The 11,321-nt window shown below is 69.4% G+C and carries 11 protein-coding genes and 3 pseudogenes; 10 read left to right on the forward strand and 4 right to left on the reverse strand.

The genetic code is table 11. The annotated features are described in order from the left end of the window. From EES42_RS36590 to EES42_RS36600, 3 genes are all read left to right on the forward strand, one after another. Window positions 1-499 (forward strand): PaaX family transcriptional regulator C-terminal domain-containing protein (locus EES42_RS36590; protein ID WP_277426163.1); only part of this gene is annotated, 499 nt, incomplete at its 5' end. Window positions 500-1,074: 575 nt separating this feature from the next. Further along, window positions 1,075-1,248 carry a hypothetical protein gene (locus EES42_RS45185; RefSeq protein WP_164495457.1) on the forward strand — a complete coding sequence of 58 codons (174 nt, stop codon included), beginning with the start codon at window positions 1,075-1,077 and terminating at the stop codon, window positions 1,246-1,248. A 5-nt stretch (window positions 1,249-1,253) separates the two neighbouring features. Further along, the gene (locus EES42_RS36600; protein ID WP_124722501.1) at window positions 1,254-3,392 is read left to right on the forward strand and encodes a SpoIIE family protein phosphatase; all 2,139 of its coding nucleotides are present in this window, start codon (window positions 1,254-1,256) and stop codon (window positions 3,390-3,392) included. 231 nt (window positions 3,393-3,623) lie between these two features. On the opposite strand, the pseudogene EES42_RS36605 reads toward EES42_RS36600, so the two are convergent. Further along, window positions 3,624-4,038 (reverse strand): annotated as a pseudogene (locus EES42_RS36605) (DDE-type integrase/transposase/recombinase); the annotation flags it as partial. Window positions 4,039-4,095: 57 nt separating this feature from the next. On the opposite strand from EES42_RS36605, the gene EES42_RS36610 reads away from it, so the two are divergent. Continuing rightward, a complete protein-coding gene (locus EES42_RS36610; protein ID WP_241196849.1) occupies window positions 4,096-4,416 on the forward strand; it encodes a hypothetical protein in 321 nt (106 codons plus the stop codon). Window positions 4,417-4,592: 176 nt separating this feature from the next. On the opposite strand, the gene EES42_RS36615 is transcribed toward EES42_RS36610, so the two are convergent. Further along, a complete protein-coding gene (locus EES42_RS36615; RefSeq protein ID WP_124722502.1) occupies window positions 4,593-5,153 on the reverse strand; it encodes a TetR/AcrR family transcriptional regulator in 561 nt (186 codons plus the stop codon). Window positions 5,154-5,268: 115 nt separating this feature from the next. Here EES42_RS36615 and EES42_RS36620 point away from each other — a divergent pair, with 115 nt between their 5' ends. From EES42_RS36620 to EES42_RS46805, 4 genes and pseudogenes are all read left to right on the forward strand, one after another. After that, window positions 5,269-5,961: an SDR family oxidoreductase gene (locus tag EES42_RS36620; protein ID WP_124722503.1), complete on the forward strand. Its 693-nt coding sequence runs from the start codon at window positions 5,269-5,271 to the stop codon at window positions 5,959-5,961. Window positions 5,962-6,018: 57 nt separating this feature from the next. Continuing rightward, window positions 6,019-7,074 carry an aldo/keto reductase gene (locus EES42_RS36625; RefSeq protein ID WP_124722504.1) on the forward strand — a complete coding sequence of 352 codons (1,056 nt, stop codon included), beginning with the start codon at window positions 6,019-6,021 and terminating at the stop codon, window positions 7,072-7,074. Between the two features lie 136 nt (window positions 7,075-7,210). Beyond that, entirely contained in the window at window positions 7,211-8,215 is a 1,005-nt protein-coding gene (locus EES42_RS36630) for an NADP-dependent oxidoreductase (RefSeq protein WP_124722505.1), read from the forward strand. 176 nt (window positions 8,216-8,391) lie between these two features. Further along, a pseudogene (locus EES42_RS46805) lies at window positions 8,392-8,635 on the forward strand (phosphoribosyltransferase); the annotation flags it as partial. Window positions 8,636-8,786: 151 nt separating this feature from the next. Here EES42_RS46805 and EES42_RS36635 read toward each other — a convergent pair. Next, a complete protein-coding gene (locus EES42_RS36635; protein WP_124722506.1) occupies window positions 8,787-9,203 on the reverse strand; it encodes an ester cyclase in 417 nt (138 codons plus the stop codon). 62 nt (window positions 9,204-9,265) lie between these two features. Between EES42_RS36635 and EES42_RS36640 the strand changes: the two genes are divergently transcribed. Then, window positions 9,266-9,928 carry a TetR/AcrR family transcriptional regulator gene (locus tag EES42_RS36640; RefSeq protein WP_164495458.1) on the forward strand — a complete coding sequence of 221 codons (663 nt, stop codon included), beginning with the start codon at window positions 9,266-9,268 and terminating at the stop codon, window positions 9,926-9,928. A 207-nt stretch (window positions 9,929-10,135) separates the two neighbouring features. Continuing rightward, window positions 10,136-10,579, forward strand: a pseudogene (locus EES42_RS36645) (transposase); the annotation flags it as partial. Between the two features lie 31 nt (window positions 10,580-10,610). Here EES42_RS36645 and EES42_RS36650 read toward each other — a convergent pair. Continuing rightward, window positions 10,611-11,216, reverse strand: a complete 606-nt coding sequence (locus EES42_RS36650) for a hypothetical protein (RefSeq protein WP_124722508.1) — start codon at window positions 11,214-11,216, stop codon at window positions 10,611-10,613. Window positions 11,217-11,321: the final 105 nt, after the last annotated feature.

Below are 11,321 nucleotides of genomic sequence, written 5' to 3' on the forward strand. Positions count from 1 at the left end.
TGGCGCCCCGCTCCAGGGCGGACTGTACGTCTGCGCCAACACATGGGAACCGTACGTCGAAGAAGCCGCCCACCGCCTCGGCACCCACGGCGCGCTCACCCTCCTCACCACGACGGACCTGCGCAGGGGCGACACCCAAGAACCTGCCGAACTCGCCCGACGTCTGTGGCCCCTGCAGGAGATCGCCGACCGCTACCACCGCCTCAGCCGCATCGCCCAGCCCCGCCTCGCCCGGCTCACCGGCCCTGCCGAACTCTCCCCATCCGTACTGCTCACCATCGCTGTCGAGCTGGCCGCCGAACTCACCCGCGCCATAGAGCCCGACCCGTTGCTGCCGCCTCAGCTCCTGCCCCGGCCCTGGCCCGGCACCCAGGCCCGGAAGCTCATCGCCCAGTGCTGGGCGGCCCTGCACGAACGCGACCAGGGCGAAGCCCGCCCGACTCTCTTCCGCCTCTACACCGACATCACCCGAGAAACAGCAGACCAGGCCACGCACTGAAGACGGAACGGACGGCGCGGGTCGTGCCTGGTGGGCGAAGGTACCGCGAGGGCTCCTGCCCTTGCGGACGGACAGGCGTCAGATCAAGGTTGTGCACTTTGATTCGTACCGACCGGTGCATGTCCGGGGCTCTGGCAAGATTTTCGTTTGCGCCGTGAGTCGCTGTTGGTTCGAGTGGAAGTGGAAGACCTGCACCAACCTGCTGTCGCAGCAGTCGGGTTGAAGCTGAGGGCAGCCTGATCCGGGTGATGCCGGGGAGGGCGAGAGCGGCCCTGGCAAAGCCGGGACGGGGTGCCGTCACACAAAGGCGGGCATATTGTCCTTATATGGGTGACGTGCGGTGTGGCTGGTGCGGTGCGCGGCTGTCGGGGTCCGAGGCCCACGGGCGCCGGTACTGCCGGCCGGCGCACCGGCAGGCGGCTTGGCGGGCCCGGCGCCGTTGGCGGGAGGCAGCGCCCGCGCGGAAAGGGGTGGCCGCGGCCGGTGAGCTCCTGTTGCTGCACGTCACAAGCGTCGCGCGGCTACCCGCGGAGCCGCCCCGCCCGGGTTCGCCCGTGGGCTGGAACTGCGCTGCCGTGGCCCGGGTATCTGATCTGGCCGGACAGCTGGTCCGCGCGGCGGTGCTGGCGGATCGGCGGGCCGGGGCGAGCTGGGCACAGATCGGTGCAGGGCTGGGGATCAGCGCCGAGGCGGCCCGCAGCCGCTTCGGGCGCAGCCGCAGAGCCGCGCCTGCCGGCCGGGGCGGGTGACGGCCATGCGGGGCCCTGCTGTCCCTGCAAGTGCTGCCGGCCCCGGAACGGGGCTGCTGGATGCGGTCCTGGCCGACGTCATGCGGGATACCGGCGCATCGGTGGGGCTGGTGTTTCTCCTGCCGTTGGGGGAGCGGGTGCTGCGGCTGGTGCTGGCTTCCGGGATGTCCCGGGAGATCGCTGCTCCCTGGGCCCGTGTTCCCATCAATGCGGCGATCCCGGTGGCGGACGCCGTGCGCCAGAGGCGCCTGGTCTGGCTGGGCAGCCAGGAGGAGATCGCCCGCCGCTACCCCCGGGTCGGCATCGTCCTGCCGTACGACTTCAGGGTCGCCGCAGCCCCGATCACCGACGGCACCACCGTGTGGGGTGGCATCGTGCTGCTGTGGCCCGTCTGGCACCCGGCGCAGCTCAGTGATGCCGAGCAGGAGACGATCACCGCCTTTTGTCGGCGTGCGGCCCCGCTCCTGCGACAGGCCGCCGACAGCGGCCGTCCGCTGGGGCCCGCCGACGAACCCCGTCTGCTGCCTGCGCCGCATTCCCGCGAGGCCGACTCGGCCCAGGCCGTGGCCGCACTGCACTGTGCCGAGCAGCTGCCCGTGGGCTGCTGCGCGCTCGACTTGGACGGTCGGCTCACCTACATCAACCCCGCCGGTGCCGAACTGGTCGGTGCCGGTGCCGCCTCCCTGCTGGGCAAGCGCCCCTGGGAGGTACTTCTGTGGCTGCACGACCCGGTGTTCGAAGACCGCTACCGGGAGGCGGCGGTCTCCCGGCAGCCCACCGCCTTCACCGCCAGGCGTCCACCCGACATCCGGCTGTCCTTCCAGCTCTACCCGCACGACAGCGGCATCAGCGTCCACATCACCCCCACCGGCGGGGATCCGAGCGCCACGGCGGCCAAGGCCGCGGCCCCTTCCCCGGCCGGGCTCGTCGGCGCGACGGGGTTGTACCACCTGACGCACCTTGCCACCGCCCTTGCCGAGGCCGTCGGTGTGCAGGACGTGGTCGAGCTTGCCGCCGACCAGATCGTTCCGGCCTTCGGCCCGGAGGCGCTGGCTCTTCTCGCGGTGGACGACGGACGGCTGCGGATCACCGGCTACCGCGGCTACAGCCCGGAACTGATGGACCGCTTCGATGCGGCCCCCCTGACCTCCGACACCCCCGCCGCGCGTGTCGTCACCACAGGTGTGGCCAGCTTCTTCGCCACCTTCGCCGACCTCAAGAGGGCCTACCCTCCTGCCGTGAACCAGGACGAGATGGCAGCCTGGGCCTTCCTCCCCCTGATCGTGTCAGGACGCCCGGTCGGCTCCCTGGTCCTCGCCTACGACCAGCCTCGACCCTTCCCGCCTGCCGAGCGGGCCATGCTCACGTCACTGACCGGCCTGATCGCCCAGGCCCTGGACCGCGCCCGCCTCTACGACGCGAAACTCACTCTCGCCCACACCCTGCAGACCGGACTGCTGCCCCACACCCTGCCGCGACTCCCCGGCTTCGACGTCGCCGCCCGCTACCGCCCAGCCGGTCACGGTATGGACATCGGCGGCGACTTCTACGACCTCATCGTCTGCTCACCCACGACGGCCGTCGCGGTGATCGGCGACGTGCAAGGCCACAACACCACCGCCGCCGCCCTCATGGGACAGGTCCGCACCGCCGTCCACGCCTACGCCGCCACCGTCGGCGCCTCCCCCGGCAAGGTCCTCGCCTGCACCAACCGCCTCCTGGTCGACCTCGACCCTGGCCTGTTCGCCAGCTGCCTCATCGCCCACCTCGACCACACCCACCACCGCGCCCTTCTCGCCACGGCCGGGCACCCCCCTGCCCTGCTCCGCCACCCCGACGGGCACACCGACATCCTCCGCGTGCCGCCAGGGCTACTGTTGGGCATCGACCCGGCCGCCGACTACCCCACCACCGAGATCCCCCTCCCTCCCGGCGCCGTCCTAGCCCTGTACACCGACGGACTCGTCGAAACCCCCGGCACCGACATCGACGACGCCACCAACACGCTCGCTGGCCACTTGGCAGCAGTGGAACCCGAGAACCTCGACGCCCTCGCCGATGTCCTCCTCCGCCACGCCGAACAATCCGCGCCCCGCTATGACGACATCGCCCTGCTTCTCATCCGTCCGCACGACGGACGATGAACGCTGCGTCGCTGTATGCGGGCCGCCCGGGCGCCCCGTTCTTTCACAAATGACCATCTAGGTCCAATACCGGTGATTTAGGTCATTTCCGTGAGGTCAGGGCAGGTTTGGTGGGTCCGGCGAGGGTGATGATTGGGGTGTCCGGCCGGGGCTGGTTGGGCACTGTCACGTTGTTGGGTGGGTGTCTGACGGCGTGACAGGGTGTGGTGCGGTCGGGTTCCGGCTGTGTGTTCAGGGTGTGATGGGCAGGCCGGTGGCGCCGGTGATCTGCTCCCAGATGGTGAAGCGGACGGTCATTTCGGCGCGGTAGTCGGGTGCGGCCATGAGGTGGCGGCGAGGTCGGAAGTGGGGTGAGATGCCGCTGAACGAGGACAGGAAGCATTCCGCTCCGCCGGCGGAGCGGAAGCCTCTCATCGCGCGTTCACGCTGTCTGGTGGGCTGGTGACTGTTCTCGGCCCGGTTGTTCAGGCCCTTGTGGGAGCGGTGCTCGACAGAGGGCATGACCTCGCGGTGAGCGGCACGCCCGCCACCGGTACTTCCGCTCGCCGTTGATCTTGATGAAGACCTCGTCCAGATGCCATTTGTCCCCGGGCCGGGGCCGTCGGCGGCGTAGTCCGTCGGCGTAGGCCTGCCCTTCTACGCCGAAGCCCTCGAACGAGGCCGGGCGGATGCCGAGAACATCCCGGACGCGCTGGAAGCGGTGATGGCGATTGTCCGGCCGGTCGTCGAATGCAACCGGACGCAGGTCGACAACGGGCGCGTCTACCTGCGGGAGATGGTCTTCGGCGACCCCGCCGAGCCCCACCACCGCGAGGCCCTCGCCATCACCGGGCAGACCGAGGAGGCCGTGGCCGCCGTGCTGTGCCGGGACGCACAGGTCAGCAAGGGGGACGCGGCGACAACGGCGCGCGTCGTGTCGGCCGTGATGTTCCTCGCGATGGCGGCAAGTGTGAACGTCGCCGCGAGCGTGGACGAGATCGTGCGTGACATCCGGGAGCAGATCGCAGTCCTGCTGACGCGTTGACGTCGGTTGCGCAGTTTCCACTTCACGGGCATGTGGCCCGGGAATCTGACCGATGTCCGGCGCGCGGTGGAGTCGATGCGCCAGGCGCCGACGGCTTCTCCCGCCGCCTCCGCCTGGCCGCGGACGCCTCGTCGCCCACGAGTGCGGTCGACGTGCACCCCGCACCGCGCCTTTGATCAGCCGGTTTCCGTCAAGGCTGCGTGTGCGGCGGCGAGGATCTCCTCGGAGAGCGGGGAGCCCTTCGTGGCCCGGGACAGGACCAGCGCACCGAACAGGGTGCAGAGGCGGGCGATGCCGTCCTGGTCGTCGGTGGCGAGGAAGTCGGCGAAGTCGGCCGCCCCTTCGGCGTAGACGCGACGGGCCTCGCGCCCCCCGCCTTCGCGCGCGATGTCGGTGGCGAGCGCGGCGACCGGACAGCCGTCTGCCGGGTCGTCGCGGTGCTCGACGGAGAGGTAGGTGTCGATCAGCGCCTGCTGGGCGGCGTCGCGCTGCCCGTCGTGCCGCTCGAGCCCGGCGCTGTAGCGCTGGGTGAGCTCGGCGAAGGCGTGGGCGGTGGCCTCGTCGACGAGCGCCTCTTTGGAGGCGAACTGCTTGTAGAACGCGCCGTGGGTCAGGCCGGCCGCCTTCATCAGGTCGGCGACGCTGACCTGCGTGCCCTGCTCCCGGAACAGCCGGGATGCGGTGTCTACCACCCGCCTGCGATTTTCCTCCGCCTGCGCCTGCGATACGCGGCCCATGACCAGCTCCCGTTTGGATGTTGACTGGCATCTATCATAGACCCGTGTTTAGATTGAATGCATAATCTAATTCGTTGCGGGTGGCCGCCGGCGCCCGCCAGGACCAGGAGCGAGCATGGAACTGAAGAACACGGTCGCGGTCGTCACCGGTGCCAACCGAGGGCTCGGGCGGCACCTGTCCGCCCAGCTCGTCGAGCGCGGCGCGAAGGTGTACGGCGCGGCCCGACGCCCCGAGGCGGTCGACGTGCCGGGCGTCATCCCGCTGCGGCTGGACGTCATGGACGAGGCGTCGATACAGGAGGCCGCCCGCGTGGCGTCCGACGCGACACTGCTGATCAACAACGCGGGCATCTCCACCGGCGCGACGCTGATCGGAGGCTACGTGGATGAGGTGCGCCGGGAGATGGAGACCAACTTCTTCGGCCCGCTCGCCGCGACCCGCGCGTTCGCCCCCGTCATCGAGGGCAACGGCGGCGGCGCCGTACTCAACGTCCTGTCCGCCCTGTCCTGGTTCCACCCAGCTGGCCTCGGCTCCTACGCGGCCTCCAAGGCCGCCGCCTGGGCACTGACCGGTGCCACGCGCGACGAGCTGGCGCCTCGCGGCATCGCCGTCTCGGCGCTGCACGTCGGCTACATGGACACCGACATGGCCTCCGGCGTGCCCGCCGATCAGAAGGTCGCCGCCGCCGACGTCGCAGCCCAGGCCCTGTACGGCATCGAGACCGGCCTGCCCGAGATCCTCGCCGACGAGACCAGCCGGTACGTCAAGCAGAGCCTGTCCGCGGCACCCCAGCCGAACGCGGGCTGACGCTCACCCCTCCACCCCGGCGCGACCGCCTTCCCACCCTTCATGCAAGGACAACTCATGCGTTACACGACCTTCGGACACCGGACCGGACTGCGCGTGTCCGAGTACGCGCTCGGCACCGCGAACTTCGGCACCGGTTGGGGCGCCGGAGCCGAGCCGGACGAGGCACGCCGGATCTTCGGCCGGTTCGCCGAGGCAGGCGGCACCTTCCTCGACACCGCAGACGGCTACCAGTTCGGCGAGTCGGAGGAACTGACCGGAAGGCTGATCTCCGCCGACCGCGAGCACTTCGTCCTGGCCACGAAGTTCACCCTCGGCGCCGCCCCGCAGCCGGACATCTCCAAGACGGGCAACAGCCGCAAGAACATGATCGCCTCGGTCGAGGCCAGCCTGAAGCGCCTGGGCACCGACTACATCGACCTGCTGTGGGTGCACTTCCCCGACGAGCTCACGCCGATGGAGGAGATCCTGCGCGGACTCGACGACCTGGTGAGCTCCGGCAAGATCCACCATGCCGCGCTGTCCAACTTCCCCGCCTGGCGCGTCTCGCGCGCCGTGACCCTCGCGGACCTGAAGAACTGGGCCCCGATCGTGGGCATCCAGCACGAGTACAGCCTCGTCGAGCGCACCGCCGACCGCGAGCTCCTGCCCATGGCCGAGAGCCTCGGGCTCGGCGCCGCCCTGTGGTCCCCGCTCGGCGGCGGACTGCTCACCGGCAAGTACCGCAGCTCCGCCGAGGGGCGCCTGAGCGACCTGGGCATGGTCATCCACACCGAGAGCACCGGCCAGAAGACCGCCGTCGTCGACACCGTCCTGGCCATCGCCGAGGAGACCGGCGTGACGCCCGCCCAGGTGGCGGTGGCCTGGGTGCGCGAGCGCGCCGCCCGTTCCGTGGCCACGCTCGTCCCGATCATCGGCCCGCGCAACCTCTCCCAGCTCGACAGCTACCTCGGCGCCCTCGACATCCAGCTGACCGACGCGCAGTACACCCGCCTGACCGAGGTCAGCGCGGTGCCGCTCGGCGCGCCCCACGAAGGGATCGCCGCCTCCCTGGACCGCCTCCAGGGAGGTGCCGCCGACCGCCTCACCGCCCCGGTCGTGCCGGTGGCCTGATGGGTGAACGCGGCTGAGGACTCGGTGCGCCCGCGCCGCAGCCAGAAGAACAACACGAACTGTCTCGTACTGGCAGAAGCCCGGGGCGAGCGGAGACCCCGACCTTTCACGGACGGGAAACGGAACGGAGACGACGATGAAGGCTTTCGTGGTCGAGAAGTACGGCGGCCAAGCCGGGATGCGCGCCGCCGAAATACCCGACCCCCAGGTGGCTGCCGACGATGTCCTGGTCAAGATCCACGCGGCGGGCGTCAACCCGCTGGACCTCAGGATCCGCAACGGAGACTTCAAGGCGTTCATGCCTTACCGTCTCCCGCTCGTTCTGGGCAACGACCTCGCCGGGACGGTCGTCCGGGTCGGCCCGTCCGTCACCCGCTTCGCGGTGGGCGACGAGGTCTACGCCCGGCCCGACAAGGACCGCATCGGCACCTTCGCCGAACTCATCGCCGTTCACCAGGACGACCTGGCACCCAAACCCGCCACGCTCACCATGGCCGAGGCCGCCTCCCTCCCCCTGGTCGCCCTGACCGCATGGCAGGCCCTGGTCGAGCGGGCACAAGTGCAGCCGGGTCAGAAGGTCCTCATCCACGCGGGCGCGGGCGGCCTCGGCTCCATCGCCGTCCAGCTGGCCAAGGCGCTGGGCGCGCACGTGGCCACCACCGTGAGTACCGCCAAGGTCGACCTGGCCAAGGACCTCGGCGCGGACGTCGTCGTCGACTACCGCACGCAGGACTTCGAAGAGGTCCTCGACGGCTACGACGTCGTCCTCGACAGCCTCGGCGGCGAGAACCTCGCCAGGTCCCTGCGCGTGCTCAAGCCCGGCGGCATGGCCATCAGCTTCGCGGGCCCTCCCGACCCGGCTTTCGCCCGTGAACTCGGCGTGAACCCGATCCTCCGCCTGGCCATGACCGCACTCAGCTTCAAGACCCGGCGCAGCGCGAAGCGCCACGGCGTGAAGTACTCTTTCCTGTTCATGAAGGCCAGTGGCGACCAACTGCGCGAACTCAGCCCCCTCATTGACGCCGGGAAGATCCGCCCCGTCGTCGACCGCGTCTTCCCGTTCGAGGAAACCCTTCAGGCCATGGAGTACGTCGAAAAGGGACGGGCAAAGGCCGGCAAAGTCGTCGTCACGATGACGTGAGGGCGGGAACGAGTCCCAGGCACCAGTCACCTCCGACGACGAGAAGACCCTGCACACCTCACGTGCCCGCGGGGCTGCACGGATCGTGCTCGCCGTCCCCGTGGCACTTCACGACTGGACCGCACGGCTCGGCGAGGAGGCCGACGAGCCGATATTCCTGCCCACCACGCGGGACTTCCGCGTGGTGGGCAGCCGCCGAGCCACATGCGCGGATCACCGCGGTCGTCTCGCGGGGCGGCAGGCCCTACCTGGCGGGGCCACGACGGCCGTCGGTGACGGCGCCAACACTACTGATCTGCGAGAACCGCTGATCTGCGAGAACCGCCTCGTGGTCGTCCCCGGCGTCACCCGCCTCTTCGAGAAACCGGCGCCCTGGAGAAGGTCATCGATGTAGCCCGTGACTGGTTCACCGACCACATGCCCCCGTACAGCGGACTGAGACTGAACGCGTGCTCAGGTCACGGGCGCTGCACAGCCAGGGCAAGGGGCATGTGTGGCCCAGGTGCGGTCAGTCGGTGCAGCAGCGGCAGACAAGGCCGTGCCCGGGGCAGCGTCGTGGCTCGCCGGTCGATCAGTCGTGGGACGGGGAGTGGTGCGTGAGTTGGCCGACCACGGTCGCACTGTCCGCGAAGAGCCGCTCCTCGACTACATAGCCCTCCGAGTCGAAGGTGATGACGGCCGCCATCTCTATGACGATCGAGTTGCCGGTGGCCGCGAACGCCCCGTACTCGCCGTCGTGTGTGCCTTCGAAGCGGACCAGCATCGAGCCGGTGAGGCCGTCCTGGCCCAGCGGACGGATGCTCGCCCTCAGGTCGCTGAAGCCCGCGAAGAGCGCCGACTCGCGGGCGGCTAGCGCATCGATCCCCTCCTGGGGGCCGGTCAGGGGCGAGTCGTACCGGGCCGGTTCACGCCAGAGGGCGGTCACTTCGTCGATGCTGTGGTGATTGACAGCAGCCTCGGCCGCGCGAGCGAAATCGTCGATGAACATCGCCAAGCCTCCTTAATTAAACCTGCGTGCTGGTCTATTTAATTACCAGTATCATGCTGACCATGGCAAGCGCGATCAGGAACAGTGCCCCCGCGAGGCGAGTCGGCCGCCCGCCGGGATCCACCGCCCATGGAGCCGCATCCCGCGACCGCATCCTGGAGGCAGCCGCGGGAGTGTTCGCGCGACTCGGCTACGACCGTGCCCGGATGGCGGACGTCGTCATGGAGAGTGGACTCACCAAGGGCTCGGTCTACTTCCACTTCGAGAGCAAGGAAGCGCTCGCGATCGCGGTTCTGTCCGCCAAGCACGCACAGTGGCTCGACCTCGTCCGCACGAGACTGGCCACGACACCGGAAGGGGTCGATCGGCTCGAAGCACTGCTCCCGACGATGCTCGACCTGCACCGCGATGACCCGGACGCCTGGGTCATCGCCCGGTTGATCCAGGACCTGGCGGACGTTCCCGAAACCCGCCCGCTGGCAGCCCAGCTGACCCGGACCTGGATCGACGACGTCGCCGACCTCATCCGCGGCGCCCAGCGCGCGGCGGACGCAGCGGTCGGGGTCGACCCGACCCTGCTCGCCACCGTTCTCGTCGGCGCCTTCGACGGTCTGAAAAACACCGTCGACATCCTGAACGCCGGTGCCGACGAGGCGAACGCACACCTCGCCGCCGGCGGCGAGGTGTTGCTGACGATGCTGCAGTCCGTCCTGGGGCGGGCGTAGCCCGCTCTCCCATCGCAACCGATGATCCCGCCGCGGCGCGAGCGTCCGCCAACCGTAGTTCCAGAACGCCTACTACCGCCTGACCCGACGCCAGTCGGTGTTCGTGCCAGGCGGCGCTCGCAGGCAGGCGCCACCAAGATGGCAGTAAGGTTTTCTCAACGAAATGATCTAGCCGCCGCTGGGGCGCCTCTCGGGGCGGACTGACCCAAGATCCACCTCGCTGGGGAGGGCAGTCGCCGCCCGCTGTCCCTGCTGATCACACCAGGCCAGTGGGGCGATGCCCCGCAGTTCATCCTGGAAGGCATCCGCGTCGGCCGCCGCGGTGGCGGGCACCCCAGGACCCGGCCGGACCACCTCGGCGGCGATAAGGCGTACAGCTCCCGACGCAACCGCCGCTACCTGCGCAGACGCCAGATCAAGCACACCATCCCCGAACCGAAGGACCAACGGGCCCACCGCAAAAGGCGCGGCAGCCACGGTGGTCGACCCACCGGCTTCGACAAGACGATCTACAAGCGCCGCAACGAAGTAGAGCGGACGATCAACACACTGAAGAACTTCCGGGCCGTGGCTACGAGATTCGACAAACGCGCCTTCATCTTTCACGGCACTGTCACCGTTGCCGCGGTCCGGCTCTGGCTCCGCACGTGATCCGCCGCTCGAAGCCTGCACGGCGTAGTACTCAGGGCTGCGGCTTCTTCCGTTGCCCGACCCAGGTCTCAAACCGTGCGGAATCGCGGACGCCGTCATCGAGGACCGCGCGGTAGACGTCGAAGCTCTTGACAGTCGTGCCGTACTCGGGACGGTCGGCCCAAGTCCGCTTGATTTCGATAATGGCCGCGCGGCTCTCGTCCGTCAGACGCGGGCGCAGGGTAGTCAGGTGGGCGGTCGAGGGCTGACGTTCGGGCTCGTCGAGAAACCAGACGTCGAGGTTCCAGGCGGCCCCGGACGATACACACTCCACACCAAGGTACAGGCCGTCGGGGTAGGCGTCCGGCTCCCGGTTCCACGCCCCGCAGTCATTGCGAAAGGTCACAAGACGGACGAGTGGGTGAGTCGCGAGCCGAGCACCGACCGCGGCGACGGCCGCCACGGCAGCATCGTCCAGACGCTCGCACACCACGTCCAGATCCAGATCCCGACGAACCATCAGGCCCAGCGCCGCGCTCCCGACGATGGTCGGAGTGCCGACATCGGCCAGCAGCTTGTCCAGCCGGAACTCCCGATACACGCCCTCCGCTTCGGCTCGCAGCGCATCCTGCTCCCCCAACACCTCAGATACGTCCACACGATCACCCTACGGCGTCCGGTGGATCACGTCGCCGGCCTGTTGGACTGGCTCCAGAGACAAGGTGGGGAACCTCGCCCAGGCCATGATCCGCCGGACAGGCCC

The organism is Streptomyces sp. ADI95-17 (assembly GCF_003846175.1).
Lineage (GTDB): Bacteria > Actinomycetota > Actinomycetes > Streptomycetales > Streptomycetaceae > Streptomyces > Streptomyces sanglieri.

Excerpts from the sequence above, each read along its gene's own strand:
- EES42_RS36600 (WP_124722501.1), top strand. The coding sequence starts at position 1,254 with ATGCGGGGCCCTGCTGTCCCTGCAAGTGCTGCCGGCCCCGGAACGGGG.
- EES42_RS36610 (WP_241196849.1), top strand. The coding sequence starts at position 4,096 with ATGGCGATTGTCCGGCCGGTCGTCGAATGCAACCGGACGCAGGTCGAC.
- EES42_RS36615 (WP_124722502.1), bottom strand. The coding sequence starts at position 5,153 with ATGGGCCGCGTATCGCAGGCGCAGGCGGAGGAAAATCGCAGGCGGGTG.
- EES42_RS36620 (WP_124722503.1), top strand. The coding sequence starts at position 5,269 with ATGGAACTGAAGAACACGGTCGCGGTCGTCACCGGTGCCAACCGAGGG.
- EES42_RS36625 (WP_124722504.1), top strand. The coding sequence starts at position 6,019 with ATGCGTTACACGACCTTCGGACACCGGACCGGACTGCGCGTGTCCGAG.
- EES42_RS36630 (WP_124722505.1), top strand. The coding sequence starts at position 7,211 with ATGAAGGCTTTCGTGGTCGAGAAGTACGGCGGCCAAGCCGGGATGCGC.
- EES42_RS36635 (WP_124722506.1), bottom strand. The coding sequence starts at position 9,203 with ATGTTCATCGACGATTTCGCTCGCGCGGCCGAGGCTGCTGTCAATCAC.
- EES42_RS36640 (WP_164495458.1), top strand. The coding sequence starts at position 9,266 with ATGGCAAGCGCGATCAGGAACAGTGCCCCCGCGAGGCGAGTCGGCCGC.